A 22,531-nucleotide genomic window follows, 5' to 3' on the forward strand; every position below is an offset into this window, starting at 1 on the left:
CCAATTGAGTTACCGATGCTCTTTCACCTCTTTTGATCCATCCATAATAAATATGAGGGACGTTAGCAATCGTCGCAAAACGCGACCGCCTCGCTTTCGCCGTGATCGCCGGGGTCGATCCGCGGTCGAACTCGGCAGTTCTCGCACGGATAAGTGAACCGAAAATGGGGAGCGACCCCCGTACCGACTGCGCCGCACCGTTTTCGGATCACCGCTGTCTCTTCGGACCGACCGCAGCATGTGACTACGTCACTTGATAGTAACGAGCCAGCGGCTGCGGCTCAGTCGATTAGGGAAAATCAGACGCGTCCCTCGAGTTCGTGGGTGAGACGGACTGCTATCGTCACGTACCGTCGATCTCCGACCCCACCGCTGTGATCGGCAGCACATCGGTGGGATCGCAGGACCGATCGCGGTCCCACCGGAAATGACTTACAGCAGACAGTATGAGCCGTTACGCCTCGAGTTCGGCTCGCAGCAATTGATTGACGTCGCCGGGGTCGGCGCTGCCACCGGTCTTTTGCATCACCTGTCCGACGAGGAAGTTGATCGCGCCGTCGTCGCCGGACTCGTAATCAGCGACGGCGTCGGGGTTCTCGTCGATCGCCTCGATGACCGCTTGCTGGACCTCGTCCTCGCCGGTCTTGCCCAGTCCTTCTCGGTCGACGATCTCGTCGGGGGCGTCCCCGTCGTCGAGCATCGATCGCAACACCGTCTCGTGGGCGTTTTTCGCCGTAATCTCGTCGTCGGCGACGAGTTCGACGAGTCGGTTGACGTCCTCAAGGCGGCCCTCGAGGTCCGTAATTTCCATATCGCGGTAGTTGAGTTCGCCCAGCAGGTTGTCCGCGACCCACGTCGCCGCCAGATCGGGGTCGAACTCGCCGGCGACGTCCTCGTAGAAGTCCGCGACCTGCTTCGTCGAGGTGAGTTTCGAGGCGGCCTCCTCGCTCAGCCCGTACTCGTCTTGGAATCGCTCGCGGCGCGCCGTCGGGAGTTCGGGGATCGCGATCTCGTCTTTCCAGCCCGAGACGCGAAGCGGCGGGAGATCGGCCTCCTCGAAGTAGCGGTAATCCTTTTCCTCTTCTTTCGAGCGCATCGAGACCGTGATTCCCCGAGACTCGTCCCAGTGGCGGGTCTCCTGTTCGACCGCGCGCCCGCGCTGGATCGCGTTTTTCTGGCGAGTCTCCTCGTAAGCCAGCGCCTTCTCGGCACCCTTGTGACTCGAGATGTTCTTGACCTCCGTCCGATTTGCGGCGGCGAGCGCCTCGTCACTGATCTCGGTGACGTCGTCGCTTTGGATCTCGTCTTCGGGGATGATCGAGAGGTTGGCATCGATCCGCAGGCTGCCGTCGCGCTCGGCGTCGAAGACGCCCAGATACTCGAGCACCTCCTCGAGTTCGGCCAAGAAGGCCCGCACCTCGCTCGGACTGCGGAAGTCCGGTGCTGTGACGATCTCCATCAGCGGCGTGCCCGCGCGGTTGTAGTCGACGAGCGTGTAGTCGGCCGAATCGATGCCGCCACCGCCGCCGACGTGCTGGAGGCTGCCCGGGTCCTCCTCTAAGTGGGCGCGTTCGATCGTGACGGTTCGGCGCTGTCCCTCGACGCTGATTTCGAGGTCGCCTTCCTGACAGATCGGTTCGTCGTACTGGGTGATCTGGAAGTTCTTGGGCAAGTCGGGGTAGTAGTAGTTCTTCCGGTGGAAGCGGGTCTCCTCGGGGATGTCGGCGTCGATCGCCTTGCCGATCTTGACGGCGGCCTCGACGGCAGCCTCGTTCAGCACCGGCAGCGCCCCCGGCAGGCCGAGACAGACCGGACAGACGTTCTCGTTTGGCTCGTCAGTCTGGTCGGTCGAACACCCACAGAAGATCTTCGTGTCGGTCTCCAGCTGAACGTGGACCTCGAGGCCGATGACGGTTACGAGGTCGCCCTGCTGGACGGTCTGGGCAGTCATTGCGCCACGATTCGGGCCGGGCCGGGTAAAACGTAACGGGACGCCCTCACCAGCGCTCGACCTCGAATCCGTCGCCGGTCTCCTCGGTCACAGTATCGCATCGAGCACGCCGAGGGCCACCAACAGCGGATAGAGGACGTACGCCGAGTGAAAACCAACCCCGGATGCGAACGGCGCACCGAAGTAGAAGCCGCCGGCGAGTGCTATCGCGTACAGTGCGATCCGACGGCCGCGCGCCCGACGCTTGAGGCCGACGAGTTCCGGAAAGACCCGGACGCCGGCAACTACGCTGGCGAGGGCGACGGCGGCGGGTGCAAGCGCCGTCGTCGTCACCGTTCCGACGGCGGCCGCCCCGTAGGCGGCGATGCCGATGATGGCAGAGAGAAGGACGCCGCGTGCGAGACACCGCCGGTAGCCGTCGCCGATTCCGAGCGTCACGTCGTCGATTTTCGGCCACGACACGGTGCCGACGGCGGCTCGTTGCCGACGAAGGCCGATCCCGAGTGGCAGACAGCTCAGCGCGACGATCGTCCCGAGAACGACATCTCCTCGGCGAAACGGCGACTGGTAGACGTACCAGAGCCACAGCGTGGTGAGGACGAGCACCTGGCCGAGGCCGTAGAAGACGACCGAATCAATGACGTGCTCGCGCCTGTCGGCGGTCGACCGAAGTCGACGACGTTCGCTGCCGTGCGAGTCGGACGGTGGAGACATGCGATAGCATGACGAGTTATCGAAACAAAAGTGTTCGCCGAGTGCCAACTCCAGTCGGAGTGTCGGAAGACGGCCTCGAGCGGCCCGAGCGCGGGCCGTCGGCGACCTTACCACCCAGTTACGAGGCAGAGACGGCCGTTACTCGAGCGCCGCGGCGACGACTTCGATCGGTGTCGGCGGTTCTTCGGTCGCGCCGGGACGCTCCTCGAGTTGGGTCCGACAAGACGCGCCGGGGGCGACGACGCGCTCGCCCGTGCTGTCGTCGACCTGTTCGTAGAGGACCTCACCGATTGCCTTACTCATCGAGTAGTGTTCGACCTCGTAGCCGAAACTGCCGGCCATCCCACAGCACGTCGAGTCGAGCGGATCGACCGCGTAGCCGGCCCGCCGGAGGACGCCGACCGCATGATGGTCTTTCGCGTGAGCTTTCTGGTGGCAGTGGCCGTGGTAGGCGAGGTGCTCGTCGGGCGCGTCGAACTCGATCTCGGCGTCGAGACCGAACCGGTCGATGTACTCACAGATGCCGTAGGTATTCTCGGCGACCGCCTCGACCTCCGGGTGATCGAACAGGTCGAGGTAGTCCGACTGGACCATAACGGCGTCAGAGGGCTCGATCAGCACGACGTCGTAGCCGTCCTCGACGTACGGCAGGAGTTCGTGGACGGTGTCGGTCGCGTTTTCGGCGGCCTGATCGAGCAGCCCTTTCGAGTACGCCGGTCGACCAACGTCGCGCGGGTCGGCAATTTCGACGTGGACGCCCGCGGCCTCGAGCACTGCGAGGGCGGCCTCTCCGGCCTCGGGATACTCGTGGTTGGTGTAGACGTCGGGAACGAGGACGACGCGACGGTCGGCCTCGCGGGCGGCTACGGCGGGTCGGTGGTCCGCGACGCGTTTCGCGAACGTGTTGCGCCGGAACGTCGGCAGGTCACGCTCCCGGGAGATCCCCAGTAGTTTCTCGGTGAGCAGACCGCTGCCGGGCAGATTCGCTGCCCAGTTCGAGACGGGAGCGGTGGCGGAGCCGACTTTCGCGAGCGTATCGAAGTTCGTAAAGAACCGGTCGCGAAGCGATGTCCCGTTTCGCTTGTGGTGTTCGTAGGTGAGTTCGGCCTTCATTTTGGCCATGTCGACCCCGCTCGGGCAGTCGTGTTTACAGCCCTTACAGCCGATACAGAGGTCGAGTACCTCCTCGACGAACTCGTCGTCGAACTGCTCGTCGGGATCCAACTCGCCGCTCATCGCCGCCCGGAGCATGTTCGCGCGGCCGCGCGTTGAGAGGATCTCCTCGTCTTCGGCCCGGAACGTCGGGCACATCACGCCGCCGGTCGTGGACTGTTCGCCGCGACAGCCGCCACAGCCGTGACAGAGTTCGGCCATCCCCTGAAAGCCCTGGTCGTTGTCCCACTCGAGCACTGGGTCGAAGCCGGCGTTGAACTCGTAGTCGGGGCCGAAGCGGTGATTTTCGGTCATGTCCGTCGGATCATCGTCGCGGAAGACGACCTGCCCAGGGTTGAGCAGCCAGTCGGGGTCGAACGCCGTCTTGAGTTCCTGAAAAGTCCCCCAGAGTTCCTCGCCGTAGAGCTTGCGGTTCCACTGGGTTCGGGCGCGCCCGTCGCCGTGTTCGCCCGAAACGGAGCCGTCGTACTCGACGACGAGATTGGTGACGGCATCGGTGATCGACTCCATGTCCTCGAGCCCCGCCTCAGTCTTCGTGTTCACGAGCGGGCGGATGTGGAGGACGCCCGGTCCGGCGTGGGCGTAGAAGCTGGCGTAGGTGTTGTGGTCCTCGAGAACCTCCTGAAAGTCGGCGACGAACGCCCGGAGATTCTCCGGCGGGATGCCGGTGTCCTCGATGAAGGCGACGTGTTTCTCGTCGGTCGTCCGCGAGAGCAAGATCGGGAGGCCGGACTTGCGCAGCTTCCAGATCTTCGCACGACTGTCGGCGTCGTAGGCCTCGATGGCGTCGAACGCGAGCACCTCGCTTGCGGTGGTCGTTCGCTCGTCCTCGTCGTCGGCCTCGCCTTCGGGGTCGACGGTCGGACAGCGATCCGCGAGCAGGTTCGCCACCTTCCGTTTGCCGTCGGCGACGTCGTCGGCGTAGAACTCGACGATCAGGACCGCGGCCGTTCCGTCCGGAAGCATCTCGGTGACGGGCGCGAACTCGGGGGTGTCCCGGGCGAGGTCGATCATCACGTCGTCGAGCACCTCGACCGCCGCCGGGTCGTGGTCGACGATCGGCTCGACGTCGTCCATCGCCTCGAGGACGCTGTCGTAAGCGAGCAAGGCCATGCTCTTTTCTTCCGGAATGGGCTCGAGCGAGACAGTCGCCTCGGTGACGATCGCGAGCGTCCCCTCGCTGCCACAGAGCAGTTTCGCGAGGTTGACCGTCCCACCCTCGGCGTCGGGTTCGCCGATGCCGCGCTCGCCGCCGTAGGCGTCCTCGACGAGCCAGTCCAGATTGTACCCCGAGACGTTACGTTTCAGGTCGGGGTACTGCTCGTCGATCAGCTCGCCCTGTTCGTCGAGAATCCGGGCGACTTCGGCGTAGATCGCCGACTCGAGGTCGTCACCGTCGGCGAGTTCGGGCAACTCCTCGAGGGCGACTTCGCCGAAGGTGGTGACGGTGCCGTCCGCGAGGACGACCTCGACTTCCTCGACGTAGGCGTCGGTCTTGCCGTACTGCAGCGAGTGTGCGCCGGTCGAGTTGTTGCCGATCGCGCCGCCAAGTGCGCTCTTGTCGCCCCAGGCGGGGTCGGGTGCGAACTTCAGGTCGTGGGGGACAAGCGCCTCGTTGAGCGAGCCGAGGTAGATTCCCGACTGGGCGGTCGCCCGCCGCTCGTCGGGATCGATGTTCACGACACCGTCCATGTACGTCGTGAAATCGAGGACAACGGCCTCGTTGACCGTCTGCCCGGCGAGACTCGTCCCACCACCGCGCGGGAGAACGGGAATTCCCTGCTCGGCACAGTAGGAGACGACGCTCGCGACGTCGTCGGTCGACGTCGGGAAGACGACACCGACCGGCGTCACGTCGTAGATACTCGCGTCGGTCGCGTACATCCGCCTCGAGTAGCTATCGAAACGAACGTCGCCATCGACGCGGGCCTCTAAGGCCGCGAGCAGGTCGGGCCGGTCGACGTCGTCGCTCCGGTAGTCGTAGTTCGCTTCGGGGTCAGTCGCTGGATCGAGTTGGTTCGGTGGTGTGATTGTCATTGGATTTACGTCAGGGCTTCGTTGCCGTCGGTCGAACGCTTCGTGAGAGGGTATTGGAGGTCGATACGTATACTGCCAGCGACGGCTCAGAACACCGCCGGGAAGACGACGTAGGCGGCAATCGTCGTCAGGAGGCCGCCAACGATCAGATAGTAGGTAACGGGGATGAGATTAAGTCGAACGACGCGGCCGGTCTTGCCGACGAGTCCGACCGTCGCGAGGGCGGCGATGACGTTGTGGATCGCGATTACGTTCCCGATCGCTGCGCCGGCGGCCTGTGCGCCGAGCATCAACTGGGTCGGTAGCCCGAGACTCTGTGCGACTTCGAACTGGAACGCGCTAAACGTGATATTGCTGACCGTGATCGACCCAGCGATGAACGCGCCGAGTGTACCAACGGCCGGTGCAAACATCGGGTAAGCAGGGCCGATCGCCGCGGCGGTCGCCTCCGCCAGCACGACGATCATGCTCCCGTCGGGGGCTCCCGGATGGGTCGCGGTCTCGAGCATGATCTCGACCATCGCGATGACGAACACGAGCGCGATCAGCGGCGAGATGATCTTGCTGCCGGCTTCGCGCCACGCGCCGACGACCTCGTCGGAGTTCATGCCGAACAGCGGGATGGCAAGTAGCGCACTGAGGACGAGCCACGTACCGGGGACGTACGCCCAGCCGATCGATTGGCCGATTTCGGTGCCGAAGATCGCGGACCACTCGATCGCCATGCCGGGACCGTTCTGCAGGAACGCCGCGACCGGCTCGATCACGCGGGTTCCGATCAACAATACGACGAGGATCAGGTACGGCGACCACGCACGCAGCAGCGACATCGACTCTGCCGTTTCGTCGATGTTCGAATCGACCTCGCTGCTGCCCGGTTCGATGGAGCCAACCCAGTGGTCGGGCCACGTCTCTTGTGGTGGGAACTCCCAGACGGACTCCGGCTCGAAGTAACCCGCTTTGAGCGCCCCGACAACGAGTGCGCCACCGACCATCGAGCCAACGAGCGACGGCAGCTCGGGACCGATGAACCACGCCGACGCCCAGTAGGGAACCGAAAAGGCGACGCCGGCGAACAGACACAGCGGCGCGACCTCCCACAGCGAGGCGAGCGATCGCTCCTCGGGGTCGCCGAAGAAGTAGACGACCATGCCGACGGCGAACGTCGGCATCAATACGCCGAGCAGCCCGTTTAACAGTGCCGCCCAGCCGCCAGCGGCGGTGGCGTACGCCCCGACGGTGAGCCCTTCGCCCGCGAGGATCGCTTCGACGCTTGCAAGCGGCGCCTCGAAGCCGACGATGATCGGCGTGCCGACCGCACCGAACACCGTCGCGACCGCGTGGCCGACCAACGCGGCGACGACCGCCGCAAGCGCCGGGAAGCCGAGCGCGAGCATCAGCGGTGCGACGACGGCAGCCGGCGTCCCGAAGCCGGCGACGCCCTCGATGAACGTCGCGAGGAAAAAGGCGAGCAGGACGACCTGGACGCGTCGGTCCTCGCTGATCGAGGCGAAGCCGTCGTTGATCTGATCGACCGCCCCGGAGCGCATCAGCGTATACAACAGGACGAGCGCCCCGAAGACGATCCAGAGAATCTCGAGGGCAGTCATCAGGCCGCTGATCGTGGCGGCCGCGATCCACTCGGGAGGCATCTCCCAGGCGACGTAGCTGACGCCGACGGCGACGAGCCAGGCGGCTGGCATCGCTCGAGCGGCAGGCCACAGCAGGGCAACGAGTAGGACGGCGACGACGACGAGCGGTAAGACCGCCAGTAGCGCGCTACTTGCCATCGAACACGCCTCCGGTTGGGTGTCGGACAGTACAGCTCCTGGTTCGATCGTGGATTCGTTCTGGCATCGTCAGAGCATGAGCAGATCCATTATATATAACTATCGAACAGGCGTATTTCTGGCCGAGATTTATCACGATCGTTGGTGTGCAACACCCGAACTTCGACCGAATTGAGTGTCCCTCAGTCGTCTAAACTGCTGAATACGGCTGATACAGCCAATTGTGGACCAATTTCGAAGAAGTCGGTATCACGGTTCGACTGCCGTCTCTGGCCACTTCATTCAACTACATTGGCTATCCAACCGTGTGATGCCCTGAAAACACGGTTTTGAACCTATACACTCAACTACCGTTTTTGCCGGGTACGCTTTCGTCATACCTATTCAGTTGTGTGTATTGGCCAGCCCAGTTGTGTGTAAAGGTTTATGCGGTCCCCGACGCGGCAGTTCGGTATGGCGCGCGAACGCGAACGGAACGAAGACGGCCAGTACGTGGGGCGCATTCCGCCCGAAGACGTGCTAGCGGTGTTCGACTCACGGACGGATCGTGCGCGCCCGCTGACTGCCAGCGACGTGATGGACGCCCTCGAGTGCTCGCGTCGAACGGCACACAACAAGCTGAACGCGCTCGTCGACGACGGCGCGCTCGAGACGCGGAAAGTCGGCGCGCGCGGACGCGTCTGGTGGGTTCCACTCGACGGCGAGCCGACCGTCCCGCCCGAGCGCGACGACCACGTTCCGGACACCGTCAGGAACGCGATGGCCGACGTGGAGTTGCCCGGAACCGGCGAGACGCTCGAGAATCGACGCGAGGCGCTGCGTGCGGCCTACGACTACCTCACCGAAAACCCGAGCGCGAAGAAGTCGGACTTCTTGCAGGACGTCTTCCCGCAGCATCCAGCGGGATTCGAGACGGCCGACGGCTGGTGGAACGCGATTCAGCCCGCGCTGAAGGAACTTCCGGGCGTCGACCCGCCACAGGAGCGTGGCCACATCTGGCACTTCCTCGGCGGGTAGCACGGCTATTCCCGATCACAGCCACCGAGCAATACGTTTACTATGATTGTCTACAAGATTCCCAGCGTGAACCGACGCGGTCGTCCCCATGGCTTGTCGACACCGGCACGTCCACACCTCGGTCGGCAGTCGGACCGCCGGCGGCTCGAGGTGACGGTCCGTGGCTGATCGAGCGACGGCTGATCGGGCCGACAGCGATGCGGGCGGCGACGCGGACGACGTCTACGTCGACGAAGACGACGGCGAGCGTTATCGCGCGTCGGCGTACGTCCCCGTCGCGTACGACAACCTCGAGCCCGCACCGACGGACGAGTCGTCGCCGGAGCGCGGAACCGGGGGACGGTTTCGGCTGCTCGATCTGCCGAAAGTGCCGAAGCTCGGCCACCTCATCGGGCCGAGTGCAATCATGCTCGGGGCCTCGCTCGGCAGCGGCGAGACGCTGTTCTGGCCCGGACTGATCGCCCAGTACGGCTGGGCGCTCTACTGGGCGTTCTGGATCGGCGTTTTCACGCAGTTCGTCATCAACACGGAGATTCAGCGCTGGACGCTGTTGACCGGCGAGAGCGTCTTTCGAGCGCTCGACCGCGTCCACCCCGTGTGGCCGATTGTCGTGTTGGCGCTCGGCCTCGTTAGCCTCGGCTGGCCGGGGTGGGCAGCGAGTGCTGCACAGGTCGGCGCGACTGGTGTCGGCCTCGGCGACTACGCGCTTTCCGTCGGCAGCTACCGGCTTCCCGGCTGGCGTGCGTTCGGTATCGGGCTGATGGTCGTCATCTGGCTCACTTACCAGCTGACGCCGCTGGTCTACAACGTCGTCGAGCGCATTCAACTCGTCCTCGTCGCACTGACGTCCGTGCTTGCGGTCGTCCTCTTCTTCGTCGCGGGCTCGGTCGGCGAACTCGGATCGGTTCCCGCCGGCGCGATGAGCATCGGGAGCCTGCCGCCGGAGACCGAGATCGCCGCGTTCCTCGGCGGCGTCGCCTTCGCCGGCGCTGGCGGCTATCTCAACCTCTCCCAGAGTCTCTGGGTTCGCGAGAAGGGCTACGGCATGGGTCGTTATCAGGGTCGGATCAAGAACCCGCTCATCGGTGACGAGCCGGAGCCGGTCCAGCGCGACGGCTTCGCGCCGCGGAACACGGAGTCGAACCAAAAGCGGTGGACCGCTTGGTGGCGCGTCGCCCGACTCGAGCACTTCCTGACGTTCGTCGTCGGGCTGCTCGCCGTCTCGACCGCGCTGATGGCTGTCACGGCGCAGTACGCCTCAGGAACCGACCGCGACGCGGTGAGCATGTGGCTGTACGAGGTCGCCCCACAACTCGGCCACTTCGGCGGCGTCCTCGTCTACGTCGTGCTCTTTATCGCGTTGTTTACAACCCAGTACGCGATCATCGAGTCCTTCGTTCGCAACAGCGCCGACGTAATCTACGAAGCCTACGGCCGCGAGGCCGGCTGGGACCTCTCACGGATCTTCTGGGGCCTGCTCACTGCCTTCGTCCTGTGGGGGATCGCGATTCTCGCCCTGCCAGTCCCCGTCGAGAACCCGTTCGGACTACTCGTCGTCGGCGCTGCGATGTCGGGACTGCTGATGTGGCCGTACACCGCGCTGATCTTGCTGATCAACAGTCGCCGACTGCCGGCTTACGCCGCCCCCGGCTGGGGACGGGTCGTCGCCATGTGGTGGGCCTCCAGCTTCTTCGGCTATCTCAGCGTCCTCCTGCTCGGACTGACCCTCGAGCGCGATTTCGGGTTGGCGCTCTTTCGAACCGAGGTCGGTATCCTCGGCAGCGCGCCCGGTGGCTCCCTCCTCTGGGTGCTGTTCGGTGTCGTACAGGGGTACGTGATCGTCAACAGCGCGATCGCGACGTATCGTCGACGCGGACGGGAACCCAACGGGCTCGAGGCGGACGACAGCGACTGGCCGCAGTGATCGCGAGACCTATCTGTCCACAGCGACGAGAGAAACCGAATGGCGTCCGGGCTCGATATCGCACGACGGCTCGCCGCCCGTCGGCTGGCAATCTACGGCGGTGGGCTGGCGGTGATCGTCGCCGTTCGGATGGGACCGAGCGTGGGGAGCTGGGAGCCGCCCGCCTCGCTCGAGACGGCGCTCGTCGGATTCGTCCTCGCGATCATGGTCGGAACCTATCTGGCAGAGCGCGTGGCTCGAGCCTCGCCGCCAGACTGCGGAAAGCCGGACCGACCGTCGTATACCTCGCCACAGCGGGCTGGCGTCGCGATCGCTCTCGGAGGATTCGTCTTCGGACTGTACTTCGCGCTGACCGACCGCCTCGTCACCGCCGCCCCCTTCTTGATCGGCGCGGTGTTGCTCGTCCGCTGGGTGTTCGCCACCGACCCGACTCTCGATCATGAGTGACAGTTCACACCCTGCAGAGCCGGTCGTCGGCGTCCACGTCCACTTCGGGATGACCGGCACGGTGCCGCTGCGGCTCGCCGATCTGTTCTTTACCGCCGACGGCCTGCTCGTCGTCGAGTACGGCACGATTACGCCCGTCGTCGGCTTGCTGACCGGCACGCCACAGCAGGAAGCGGTCAGCTTCGCGCGCACCTACCGCGAGGGCGGTCTCGAGGCCGTTCGAGCGGCGGCGACCCGAACGATCGACGTCGCCTACGACGACATAGAGCGGGTCGTCTGTTACGACGGGCAATCGATCGCCCGCGAAAAGATCGCGATCCACGTCGCGTCGGGGCCACCCTACGCCTATCGTATCCACGCCCCGATCGACCTCGAGGGGGTCGTCGACGGACTCGCGTCGTTCGTCCCGACGGCGTCGCTGTCGGTGGAGCGCCGATCGGGGATCGGGTTCGACCCGCGCGAGAGTTTTGGGCGGTTTCGCCACCATAGATGACACGAACGATCATCCAGAACCATGTCAGTGAGTCACGTATAGCAGAACAGTGATGATGGTGGGGCCAAAGCCTCGAGACATGAGCGCCGAGACAGGGGCCGTCTGGCAACGATTCGAGGCGTCGCTTGCCGACCTCGACGTCCCCGTGACCAGGACGACTCCCACTGCGTTCGAGTCGACACTCGAGACAATCGTTTCCGACCCCGTCGTCGGAACGACACTGCCCTTCGAGGGCGTGTCGTTACCGTCGTGGGTCGACGACGAACCTACCCCGGCGACGCTCGAGGCCGCGACGACGAGCGTTACCGCCGCCACGCTCGGGATCGCGGACTACGGCAGCGTCGTGTTGCCGTCGACGCCCGAGGGCAGCGAGCAGGTGAGCCTCTTTCCGGACCTCCACGTCCCCGTTCTCCGAGAGGCGGATCTCGTCGCCGACATGCCGACGGCGATCGAACGGCTCGGCCCCCAACTTCGCGACGGCGGAAGCGCCATCGTCGCGACCGGTCCCAGCGCGACCGCCGACATGGGCGCACTCGTCAGAGGGGCCCACGGGCCAAAAACCGTCCACGTGCTCGTCCTCGAGTCCGAGGGTGATGCCCAATGAGCGGGAAAACGCGCGAGGGGAAAGCCGCCCACATTCGCCACCTCCTCGAGACCGAAGGCGACGCCGTCGAGGCGAACACGCTCGGCTTCAACGATGGCCGCTACGAGTCAGTTGCGGACCTCGAGGATTACGAGGAACTGAAACACGAGGCCCGGACGATCAAAGAGGACGCCATCGAACGGCTGCCGGCGCTGATCGACCAGCTTACCGAGACCGTCGAGGCAAACGGCGGCACGGTCTACATCGCCGACGACGCCGCCGACGCCAACCGCTACATTCGCGACGTCGCGAGCGAGAAGGAGGCCGAGCGACTCGTCAAATCGAAGTCGATGACCAGCGAGGAACTCGAGGTCAACGAGGCTCTCGAGGCCGACGGCGTCGACGTCGTCGAGACCGACCTTGGCGAGTGGGTGTTGCAGGTCGCAGACGAAGCGCCCTCCCACATCGTCGCCCCGGCGATCCACAAGTCCCGCGAGGAGATCGCCCGACTGTTCAACGAGCAGTTCGACCCCGACGAGCCGCTCGAGACCGCCGAGGAGCTGACGATGTTCGCTCGCGACCGGCTCGGCGACTTAATCGACGACGCCGACATCGGAATGACTGGCGCGAACTTCATCACGGCCGATTCGGGCTCGCTCATGCTCGTGACGAGCGAGGGCAACGCCCGAAAGTCGGCCGTCGTCCCCGACACGCACGTCGCGGTCGCAGGCGTCGAGAAGATCGTCCCATCCGTCGAAGACCTCGCGCCGTTTATCGAACTGATCGGCCGCTCGGGAACGGGACAGGACATCACCTCCTATATCTCGTTGCTGACGCCGCCGGTCGACTCGCCGGTCGTCGATCCCGACGACCCCGACGTCGCCTTCGCCGACCGCGACGACGACCGCGACTTTCACCTCGTCCTGATCGATAACGGCCGTATGTCGATGCGCGAGGACGATCAGCTCAAGGAGACGCTGTACTGCATCCGGTGTTCGGCCTGTGCGAACACGTGCGGGAACTTCCAGTCCGTCGGCGGCCACGCCTTCGGCGGCGAGACCTATACGGGCGGCATCGCGACCGGGTGGGAGGCCGGCGTTCACGGCCAGGACAGCGCCGCCGAGTTCAACGACCTCTGTACGGGCTGTTCGCGCTGTGTCGAGGCCTGTCCGGTCGAGATCGACATTCCGTGGATCAATACCGTCGTCAGGGATCGGATCAACCGCGAGGGCAACGCCAGCCGCTTCGAGTTCGTCTACGATGAACTGGTGCCCGACGAGGAAGACACGGGGAGCATCGACCTCCAGAAACGGCTCTTTGGTAACTACGAGACGCTGGCGAAACTCGGCTCGGCGACCGCGCCACTGTCGAACTGGACTGCCGGCCTCGAGCCCGTCAGATCCCTTCTCGAGCGCACTGCCGGCATCGATCGCCGCCGCTCGCTGCCCGCGTTCGAACGCGAGACGCTCGTCGACTGGTTCGAGGCGCGCGGCCCGCGCGTGTCCGCCGCCGATGCCGAGCGCGAAGCCGTCCTCTACCCCGATACCTACACGAACTACATCGACGTCGACCGCGGGAAGGCAGCCGTCCGCGTCCTCGAGGCCATGGACGTTCACGTCCGGATTCCGTCGGTCGGCGAAAGCGGCCGTGCACCGCTCTCACAGGGGATGATCGCGACCGCCGACGAGAAGGCCAGCCGCGTCTACGCCGCGCTAGCCGAACACCTCGACGCTGGCCGAGACGTCGTCGTCATCGAACCATCCGATCTGGCGATGTTCCACCGCGAGTACGAGAAGTTCCTCCCCGAGGCCTCGTTCGAGCGCCTGCGGGAGGGCAGCTACGAAGTCATCGAGTACGTCTACGGCTGTCTCGAGAACGGGGCCGACGGCGCGCGACTGCGAACCGGCGACGAGGGGCCGGAGATTGCCTACCACTCCCACTGCCAGCAGCGGACGCTGGGCGTCGACCGCTACACGCGAGCTGTCTTCGAAGCCCTCGAGTACGACGTCGTCGAGAGCGACGTCGAGTGCTGTGGGATGGCCGGGAGTTTCGGCTACAAACAGGAGTACTACGAGCTGAGCATGGACGTCGGCGACCGACTGGCCGAGCAGTTCACCGAACCCGAGACGCAGGATCGACTGGTCGTCGCCAGCGGCACCTCGTGTGAAGACCAACTCGAGGACTTGCTCGACCGCGACGCGTCCCACCCGGTCGAGGTGCTCGATCCGCGCTCGCGGCTTCGCTGAGAGCCGTCGACGGCAGCAACAAAAACGGAGTTGATCGGCGGACGAGCGGACCGACTCGCTACTCGTCCCGTGGCTCATCGGTCGCAGCGGGTTCGATCGTTATCTCCGCCGTTCCGAACGGCTCGAGTGGCGCTTCGAACGTGGCTGTCAGTTCGGTATTCGGGAAGAACCCGATGATATGGGCGGTTTCGTCGCCGGTGTTCTCGAGCCCGTGCGGTTCCATCTTGGGGACGACGGCACACTGGCCCGCCTCGAGGGAAATCGTTTCGTCACCGACCGTCGCCTCGACCCGTCCCGAGGTCGCGACGAGGAGTTCTTCGTTGCTATCCCGGTGGCTGGGAAGGTAGTTGCCGGGCTCGAGTTCGATACAGACGAGCATCGTCTCCGTCGCGCCGGCGTCGGTTCCGTTCGGCATCCCGGGCGTCAGCGGGAAGTACGCGCGCAACCGGGCGCGGTCGTCATCTACCTGAGATACGTCCATCCCCTCGAACTGGTCGAGGTCGACGGCTCGAGTTGCTTCTGGGTGCTTTTTCGATGTGGCTGCCATGATCGTTCACCGTAGTGATTACGGGCCGTCTCACGACGACGTGAAAAGTGCCGATTCTATGGGGCGACCTGAATCACGTACTCCAACGCGCACTCGAATTATAATGGTTTTTCACGGCGCTGGGAGACACCGTCCCGGCGACAGGACGACGAGACCGGTCGCATCTCGTCGACGACCGCATCCTGTCGGCTTACTCGAACGCAGCCGCCACGAGCAGCGGGAAGACGAGCGTCGCCTCCGCTTCGATTTGGGTGTAGTTTTTCTCGGCTTCCTTGATCTTCCCCCACGAGACGGCCTCGTTCGGCGGAGCACCCGACAGCGAGCCGTCGCCTTCCATCCCCGTCGAGATGTAGACGACGTAGTCCGCGCCGCCACGGAAGAGGTTCGTCATGATCGCGTGGTGTTTCGGGACGCCGCCGCCGACGGCGATGAGGCCGGTCGTGTCGGAGAGCAGGCCGTCTTCGATCAGCGAGTCGTAGTCGTCCAGAATTTCGATGCCGACCTCCGAGTCGTACCCCTGTCGGTAGTAGTAGAGGAAGTTCCCGACTTCGGCGTCGGTCAGCGCCGGACAGTACACCGGCACGTCGTTGTCCGCGGCCTGTTTCAGGACCGAATCCTCGTCGTCGAGGGTCTCGCCGAGTTCGCGGGCGAACTCGGTCGGCGTTCGGACCTTCTCCTCCGCGAAGAAGTCGTCGAAGAAGTCATACAGGTACTCCTCGAGCCAGACGTACCGGTCGGAGGGGACGAAGATGTTCCCGAGTCGGTTGATGCCGCGTTCGCGAAGTTCGGCCTCGTCTGCATCCCACTCGCCCATCTTGAACGGCTTCTCTGTCTTGATGACATCCTCGGTCAGCGAGCCGGAGGTGGTGATCAACACGTCGACGTACCCTTTCCGAATGAGGGCCGCGACGACTTCGCGCAGTCCCGAGGAGATGATGTTCGAGGTACACGTCAGGTAGATCGTCGCGTCCTCGTCTTGCATTCGCTCGGCGATGTCGATCGCCTCTGCGAGCTGTGTCGCCTGAAAGCCGGTCGTCGCGTAGGACTCGAGTAACTCGCCGAAATCGAACTCGCCGCGGAAGTCGTAGCCACGAACGTCGTCCGTCGACAGCGCCTCGTCGCTGCCCGGGACGACGTGGTCGCGGGACTCGTCGTCGGTCATATCCCTAGCTACCCGAGCAGGGCTTTGAATTGCTCGGGATCGATCGCCCCGTGTGGGCTGGTACCGGTTGTCGAGGAAGTGACTATCGCAACCGCACCTCGAGTCGCCTATCGCGCGTCCTCGATCTCCCCGAGGGCGTCGGGGTTCTCGATGCTGCTCATGTCGCCGAGGTCCTCGCCCGTATACGTGGCCTCGATGGCGCGACGGATGATCTTGCCCGACTGCGTTTTGGGGAACTCGTCGACGAACAGCACCTCACGTGGCCGGAACGGTTTCCCCAGTTCCTCGCCGACCTGTGCGCGCAGTTCCTCGCGGAGGTCGTCAGTTTCGTCGACGCCGTCCTCGAGGACGACGTACGTGACGACGGCGGTACCGGTGGTGTCGTCGGGAGCCCCGATCGCGGCGGCCTGATTGACCGACTCGTGGTCGATGAGCGCGCCCTCGACTTCCGCGGGGCCGACCTTCCGGCCCGCCACGTTCAGCGCGTCGTCGGCGCGGCCGTGGAGGAACCAGAAGCCGTCCTCGTCCTTTTGGGCCCAGTCGCCGTGGTTCCACATGTCCTCGAACCGCGACCAGTACTCCGCTAAGTAGCGTTCGTCGCCCGACCACAGCGACTTGGTCATCGAGGGACAGGAGTCGCGCGCGACGAGGTAGCCGCGTTCGTGGTCTTCTTTGACCGACTCGCCCGACGCGTCGACGATATCGATGTCCATTCCGAGGCCGGGACCGCCCAGCGTGCAGGGTTTCAGCGGCTCGGTCGGCATCGGCATCAGGAAACAGCCACAGATCTCGGTGCCCCCAGAGATGTTGATGATGGGGGCCTCGCCGTTTCCGACGTTCTCGTAGAACCACTGCCACGATTCGGGGTCCCACGGCTCGCCCGTCGAGCCGAGCAGCCGAAGCGAGGAGAGGTCGTGGCCGGAGAGCCACTCGTCACCGTGCTTTCGCAGCGCGCGGATTGCGGTGGGCGAGATACCGAACTGCGTGAGCTTGTGGCGGTCGATCATCTCCCAGAAGCGATCCGGCTGCGGATGATCGGGTGCCCCCTCGTACATGAAGACCGTGCCGCCGAAGCTGTGGGTGCCGATGAGCGTCCACGGCCCCATCATCCAGCCGATGTCGGAGACCCAGAAGAACCGATCCGACGGCTTGAGATCGAAGCCGAAGTGGAGTTCCTTGGCACTCTGCATCTGCACGCCCGCGTGCGTGTGGACGATCCCTTTCGGTTTGCCCGTGGTGCCCGACGAGTACAGCAGCATCGACTCCTGACTCGAGTCGAGCGACTTCGTTCCGTAGTCGTCGTCTTGGGATTCGACGGCGTCGGTCCACCACTCGTCGCGGTCGGCGTCCCACGGAACGTCGTACTCCGAGCCGGCGTCGCTCGAGCCGAGTCGGTCGAAGACGATCGTCTCCTCGACGTGGCCTGCCTCATCGATCGCCTCGTCGGCAGCGCCTTTCAGGTACACCGGACTGCCGCGACGATAGAAGCCGTCGCCGGTAAACAGCACCGAACACTCCGAATCCGCGATCCGGGTCGCGGCTGCGTCGACGCCGAAGCCCGAGAAGATGGGGACGGCGATCGCGCCGACTTTGAAACAGCCGTAGAGGATCGAGACGACCTCGGGCACCATCGGCATGTAGAGGCCGACCGTATCGCCCGTCTCGATGCCGCGGTCCTCGAGGGCGTTTGCGACCTGATTCGACTGGCGATTGAGTTCGTGGTAGGTTATCTCGCGAACCTCGCCGTCTTCACCCTCCCAGATCGTCGCCACTTTGTTTCGCCGCTCGTTCTCGATGGCGGCGTGGCGATCCACGACGTTGTGGGCGACGTTGAGTTCCCCGCCGGGATACCAGTCGGTGAACTGCGGCCCCTCGCTGTCGTCTCGCACCGTGTCGTAGTCCTCGTAGAACTCGATGCCGAGATAGTCGACGAGTTCGTCCCAGAACCAGTCGACGCTCGACGCCTCGACGCCCTCGAGGTCGGTCGTTGTGCGCTCGATCAGGTCCTCGTAGTCGTCGATCCCGTACGTCTCCATGAACGCAGCGACGTTGGTCGATTCGACGAACGCCTCGCTCGGTTCGTGAACGATCTCGTCGACGTCCTCGAGACTCGGCTCGGTTGTGTTCTCGGACATTGTCACTCGTAGGTTACACTCATGCCACCATCAAACAACAGGTCGCCGCCGTCGAGGTGTCGGCCGAGATCCGAGAAGCCAAACAGGAAGAGGTTGGCGACGTCGACCGGCTCCATCATCTCTTTGACGCGGGATTGGCCGAGCATAACGTCTTGGATCACCTCGTCGACGGAGATCCCGCGCTGTTCGGCGGTGTCTTCGAGCTGGTTCATCACCAGTGGCGTCTTCACGTAACCGGTGCTGACTGAGTACGCGCGGATCTCGCCGTCGCCTTCGGCTGCGATCGACTGCGTGAGCCCGCGCAGTCCGAACTTCGAGACGTTGTAGCCGACCTTGTCGCTGGTGACGTAGTGGCCGTGGATCGAGCCCATGTTCCCCACGCAACCCGCACCATCCGCTGTCTCGCGAAAGTGTGGAATACAGAGCTTCGAAAGATACAGCGGCGCGCGGAGCATGACCTGATGCATTCGATCGTAGGTCGCCATCGGGAACTCCTCGATCGAGTCGATGTGTTGCATCCCGGCGATGTTGGCGAGATACTTGAGATCGCCCAGCTGCGCTGCCTCCTCGACGATTCGCTCGAGGTCCTCGTCGCTGGTCAGATCGCCCACGATCGACGTGATCGACCCCTCGAGGCCGAGGTCTTCGCCGCGGTCGATCGTCCCCTCGAGGCCGTCGGCGTCGATGTCTGTCGCCGCGACGGTGAGTCCGTTTCCGGCGGCACCGAGTGCGGTCGCACGGCCGATCCCCGATCCGGCTCCCGTCACCAGACAGACGTTCCGGTCGGTAAACGAGTCGTCGTCGAACCGTTGAATATCGTCGACGGCCACTGTCGGCGCCGTAAGCTGTGAGTCAGACATTTCGATTTCTGCGTGGATGTTTCGCCGAGTCACGCTAAAACACAACTGTTAACATATCAATGACGGGCCGCGCCGGGAGTCGGTCGGCCGACGAGAGATCAGTGGTGTATTAGCAACAGTCGTTGTCTCGATCCCCGTTTGATTGCCCATCCACGGTACTTAGTAGCAAATATTAAGCCCTTGTATGTGGCTTCTTGGCTCATATGATTGATCTCGATATCGACATGCGACAGTACGACTGTCCGTTCATCGACACAACTGACGACGTCGAGATCGCCTTTTCGGCCGTCCAGTGGCAACTGGACACCGACGACGAGCAACTCGAGACGCGATTGATCGCGAAAGGGGAGTCCGTTGGGACGCTCGAGTCCGGGTTGCGCGAACTTCGCGAGCACCCGAACATGCGGGAGTGTTACATTCTCTCGAAACGTGACAACGTGGCCGAGATCGGCACGACGATCGAGGAGACGAACGCGATGCGGACGATCCAACAAAACGGTGGCTACATCACTGGCCCCTTCCAGATCGAGGACGGACAGGAACGCTGGCACGTCGGCTTCGACGACGACCGCGACGAGGATCACGCGCTCGCCGAACTCGAGCGACACAACGAGTTCACCGTCGAGAATCGCGACCAGGTCGGCCCGACGGCGCTGTTCGACCTCCTCGAGAACTCCGACAGCGCGCTTCGGATGCTCGAAGGCTGTCGATCCCTCACCGAAACCGAGCGTGAGACGTTCGAGGTCGCCTCCCGGAACGGCTACTACGAGACGCCACGCGAGACGACCCTCGACGACCTCGCAGACCACTTCGACGTCTCGAAGACCGCCGTCTCGATGAACCTCCGCCGAGGCGAGCGCAAGGTCCTGAAAGCCGCGCTCTCGGCGCTCGAGAACATGGATGCGACGCGATAGCTCCGACAGTCCTCGACTCAGGCCTCGAGAATCTCGTCGTCGTCGTCGGCCGGCACGGCGAGCGAGCCGTCGAGGACGGTCACGCCGCGGCCACCGACCTGCACGTCGTCGCCGACGCGGATGCGGACCAGTCCCGGCCGATCGACGTAGTGGCCCTGCTCGAGGCGGAGTTCCTCGGGAAAGTCGTCGTCGAACGCGCCGAAGTGATCGAGATACGCGCCGACGGCACCGCTTGCGGTCCCCGTAACTGGATCTTCGGGTACGCCGGCTCCCGGCGCGAACATCCGCCCGTGCAGCGTCGATTTTCGCTCGAGGGCGTCGAACGTGAACAGATAGATCCCGGTCACGTCGAGCGCGTCGGTCAGTTCCTCGATCGCTTTCATATCGGGGTCGGCGCTCCCGACGTCGGAGAGGTACGTAATCGGGACGACCAGAAACGGAAGACCGGTCGAAGCCACCGCGAGCGGAATGTCGTCGCTCGCGCCCTCGAGGGCGGCCTGTTCGACCCCAAGCGCGTCAGCGACGCGGGCGTAGCCGACGTCGACCTCGCGAACCTCAGGTCGATCCTGTGTCATCCAGACCGTGCCGTCGTTCTCGAGGGCGATCTCGAGTTCGCCGACGTTCGTCTCGAGCGTCGTCGTGCCGAACTCGAGGCCGTCATCGTGGAGATACGCGAAGGAGCCGATGGTCGCGTGTCCGCAGAGATCGACCTCCTGAGTCGGCGTGAAGTAGCGAACCCGTCGGTCGGCGCGGTCGCTCGAGCGCAAAAACGCCGTCTCGCTGACGGCCATTTCGGCGGCGATCGCTTGCATCTGTGCGTCCGAGAGGCCGTCCGCGTCCGGGACGACGCCCGCCGGATTGCCGGTCAGCGGTTCGTCGGTGAACGCATCGACCTGTAAGACTCGAGTCGTCTGCATACGCCATCGGTCGGCCGAGTGACGTATCAATCCTCGGTCGTCGGCCGGACCGGCGACTCAGTCGTCTCCGGTTTCTTCGACCGACCGATCGGTCCACGTCTCATCCGACGGCAGCATGGCCGACTCGTGGGTTCCGACAGGGGGACGGTTCACCTCAGCGGCTGGCGACGACTCGAGGTCGATTCCGGACTCGAGACGGTCCATCTCACCGTCCGCGCGGTTGCGGGCATCCTGATCGATCCGCATCGAGCAGAACTCGACGCCGCACATCGAGCAAAAGCGGGCGTCTTTGTAGTTGTCTTCGGGCAGCGTCTGGTCGTGATACTCGCGGGCCCGGTCGGGGTCGAGCGCGAGGCGGAACTGCTCGCGCCAGTCGAACGCGTAGCGGGCCGACGAGAGGGCGTCGTCCCAGTCTCGAGCGCCGGGGTGGCCGCTTCCCACGTCGCCCGCGTGGGCGGCGATCTGGTAGGCGGCGAGGCCGTCGCGGACGTCGTCCTCGTCGGGGAGACCGAGGTGTTCTTTGGGCGTGACGTAACACAACATCGCCGCGCCAGCCTGGGCTGCCATCGCGGCCCCGATGGCGCTCGTGATGTGGTCGTAGCCGGGCGCGATGTCGGTCACCAGCGGGCCGAGTACGTAGAAGGGCGCGCCGTCACAGACCTCCTGCTGGCGCTCGACGTTCTCGGCGACCTTGTCCATCGGGACGTGGCCCGGTCCTTCGACCATCACCTGTACCCCGCGGTCCCAGGCGCGGCGGGTCAACTCGCCAAGTGTGTCGAGTTCAGCGTACTGGGCCTCGTCGCAGGCGTCGGCCAGCGAACCCGGTCGCAGGCTATCGCCGAGACTGAACGTGACGTCGTGGGCGGCGAAGATGGCGCAGATCTCGTCGTAGATCTGAAACAGCGGATTCTGCTCGCCGTGAGTTTCCATCCACGTCGCCATGATCGAACCGCCACGCGAGACGATCCCCGTCGTGCGACCGTCGGTCAACGGCAGGTGTTCCGCCAGAATCCCCGCGTGGATCGTCATGTAGTCGACGCCCTGCTCGGCTTGCTTCTCGATAATCTCGAGCAACAGATCAGTCGTGATATCCTCGGGACTCCCCGCCTGCTTGACGGCCTCGTACAGCGGCACCGTTCCGATTGGCACCGGTGAGTGGTCGATGTGGGTCTCACGGATCACATCGAGATCGCTGCCGGTGCCGAGATCCATCACCGTGTCCGCGCCGTAGTGAACCGCCGTGTGCAGTTTCTCGAGTTCCGTCTCGAGGTCGCTGGTCGTCTCGCTGTTGCCGATATTCGCGTTGATTTTCGTCGCGAACTCGCGGCCGATGACCATCGGGTCGAGCGCCTCGTGAGCCCTGTTGGCCGGGATGACTGCCTGTCCGTCGGCAACCTGTTCCCGGACGAACTCCGGATCGCGGTTCTCGCGCTCGGCGACGCGCGCCATTGCCTCGGTGATCGTTCCCTCGCGGGCGGCTTCGAGCTGGGTTCGTCCCATTGATAACTAGGTTATATTACTGGATCATATATCGCTTGTGTTGCGCGTCCCACGTCGGCGCACCATCACTCGAGTTACAGGTTCGAGTGCCGAGCGCGGTTTCAGCCCACTTATGAGGGTC

The 22,531-nt window shown here is 64.4% G+C and carries 17 protein-coding genes; 7 read left to right on the forward strand and 10 right to left on the reverse strand.

Annotated elements, in window-relative coordinates; translation table 11 throughout:
• Positions 1-454: 454 nt before the first annotated feature.
• The 4 genes from gatB to GCU68_RS12475 all read right to left on the reverse strand — a co-directional run bounded on the left by gatB (position 455) and on the right by GCU68_RS12475 (position 7,665).
• The gene (gene gatB, locus GCU68_RS12460; protein ID WP_152942071.1) at positions 455-1,951 is read right to left on the reverse strand and encodes an Asp-tRNA(Asn)/Glu-tRNA(Gln) amidotransferase subunit GatB; all 1,497 of its coding nucleotides are present in this window, start codon (positions 1,949-1,951) and stop codon (positions 455-457) included.
• Between the two features lie 87 nt (positions 1,952-2,038).
• On the reverse strand, positions 2,039-2,665 hold the full coding sequence (locus GCU68_RS12465; protein WP_152942073.1) for a hypothetical protein: 627 nt from the start codon (positions 2,663-2,665) through the stop codon (positions 2,039-2,041).
• A 138-nt stretch (positions 2,666-2,803) separates the two neighbouring features.
• Complete coding sequence (locus tag GCU68_RS12470) at positions 2,804-5,875, reverse strand: FAD-binding and (Fe-S)-binding domain-containing protein (RefSeq protein ID WP_152942075.1); 3,072 nt, start codon at positions 5,873-5,875, stop codon at positions 2,804-2,806.
• An 86-nt stretch (positions 5,876-5,961) separates the two neighbouring features.
• Positions 5,962-7,665: an L-lactate permease gene (locus tag GCU68_RS12475; protein WP_152942077.1), complete on the reverse strand. Its 1,704-nt coding sequence runs from the start codon at positions 7,663-7,665 to the stop codon at positions 5,962-5,964.
• 453 nt (positions 7,666-8,118) lie between these two features.
• On the opposite strand from GCU68_RS12475, the gene GCU68_RS12480 reads away from it, so the two are divergent.
• The 6 genes from GCU68_RS12480 (at position 8,119) to GCU68_RS12505 (ending at position 14,375) form a co-directional block, all read left to right on the forward strand.
• Positions 8,119-8,682: a helix-turn-helix domain-containing protein gene (locus GCU68_RS12480; RefSeq protein WP_152942079.1), complete on the forward strand. Its 564-nt coding sequence runs from the start codon at positions 8,119-8,121 to the stop codon at positions 8,680-8,682.
• A gap of 160 nt (positions 8,683-8,842) precedes the next feature.
• Positions 8,843-10,606, forward strand: coding sequence for an Nramp family divalent metal transporter (locus GCU68_RS12485; protein ID WP_152942081.1), 1,764 nt, complete (start codon positions 8,843-8,845; stop codon positions 10,604-10,606).
• 39 nt (positions 10,607-10,645) lie between these two features.
• Positions 10,646-11,053 carry a hypothetical protein gene (locus tag GCU68_RS12490; RefSeq protein WP_152942082.1) on the forward strand — a complete coding sequence of 136 codons (408 nt, stop codon included), beginning with the start codon at positions 10,646-10,648 and terminating at the stop codon, positions 11,051-11,053.
• Positions 11,046-11,546 (forward strand): hypothetical protein, encoded by a 501-nt coding sequence (locus tag GCU68_RS12495; protein ID WP_152942084.1) that lies wholly within the window; start codon positions 11,046-11,048, stop codon positions 11,544-11,546. Before GCU68_RS12490 ends, GCU68_RS12495 begins: the two co-directional genes overlap by 8 nt.
• A gap of 79 nt (positions 11,547-11,625) precedes the next feature.
• Positions 11,626-12,150: an LUD domain-containing protein gene (locus GCU68_RS12500; protein ID WP_152942086.1), complete on the forward strand. Its 525-nt coding sequence runs from the start codon at positions 11,626-11,628 to the stop codon at positions 12,148-12,150.
• Positions 12,147-14,375 carry an LUD domain-containing protein gene (locus tag GCU68_RS12505; RefSeq protein WP_152942088.1) on the forward strand — a complete coding sequence of 743 codons (2,229 nt, stop codon included), beginning with the start codon at positions 12,147-12,149 and terminating at the stop codon, positions 14,373-14,375. The genes GCU68_RS12500 and GCU68_RS12505 overlap by 4 nt, the downstream gene beginning before the upstream one ends.
• A gap of 58 nt (positions 14,376-14,433) precedes the next feature.
• Here GCU68_RS12505 and GCU68_RS12510 read toward each other — a convergent pair whose 3' ends face one another.
• From GCU68_RS12510 to GCU68_RS12525, 4 genes are all read right to left on the reverse strand, one after another.
• A complete protein-coding gene (locus GCU68_RS12510) occupies positions 14,434-14,922 on the reverse strand; it encodes a cupin domain-containing protein (RefSeq protein ID WP_152942089.1) in 489 nt (162 codons plus the stop codon).
• Positions 14,923-15,112: 190 nt separating this feature from the next.
• Positions 15,113-16,084: a deoxyhypusine synthase gene (locus GCU68_RS12515; RefSeq protein WP_152942091.1), complete on the reverse strand. Its 972-nt coding sequence runs from the start codon at positions 16,082-16,084 to the stop codon at positions 15,113-15,115.
• A gap of 107 nt (positions 16,085-16,191) precedes the next feature.
• Positions 16,192-18,219: an AMP-binding protein gene (locus tag GCU68_RS12520; RefSeq protein ID WP_152942093.1), complete on the reverse strand. Its 2,028-nt coding sequence runs from the start codon at positions 18,217-18,219 to the stop codon at positions 16,192-16,194.
• A gap of 2 nt (positions 18,220-18,221) precedes the next feature.
• The gene (locus tag GCU68_RS12525; RefSeq protein WP_152942094.1) at positions 18,222-19,079 is read right to left on the reverse strand and encodes an SDR family NAD(P)-dependent oxidoreductase; all 858 of its coding nucleotides are present in this window, start codon (positions 19,077-19,079) and stop codon (positions 18,222-18,224) included.
• A gap of 203 nt (positions 19,080-19,282) precedes the next feature.
• On the opposite strand from GCU68_RS12525, the gene GCU68_RS12530 reads away from it, so the two are divergent.
• Entirely contained in the window at positions 19,283-19,993 is a 711-nt protein-coding gene (locus tag GCU68_RS12530) for a helix-turn-helix domain-containing protein (RefSeq protein WP_152942096.1), read from the forward strand.
• A 17-nt stretch (positions 19,994-20,010) separates the two neighbouring features.
• On the opposite strand, the gene GCU68_RS12535 is transcribed toward GCU68_RS12530, so the two are convergent.
• Positions 20,011-20,910 (reverse strand): PhzF family phenazine biosynthesis protein, encoded by a 900-nt coding sequence (locus GCU68_RS12535; protein WP_152942097.1) that lies wholly within the window; start codon positions 20,908-20,910, stop codon positions 20,011-20,013.
• 57 nt (positions 20,911-20,967) lie between these two features.
• Positions 20,968-22,410: a phosphomethylpyrimidine synthase ThiC gene (gene thiC, locus GCU68_RS12540; protein ID WP_152942098.1), complete on the reverse strand. Its 1,443-nt coding sequence runs from the start codon at positions 22,408-22,410 to the stop codon at positions 20,968-20,970.
• Positions 22,411-22,531: the final 121 nt, after the last annotated feature.

Source organism: Natronorubrum aibiense (genome assembly GCF_009392895.1).
Lineage (GTDB): Archaea > Halobacteriota > Halobacteria > Halobacteriales > Natrialbaceae > Natronorubrum > Natronorubrum aibiense.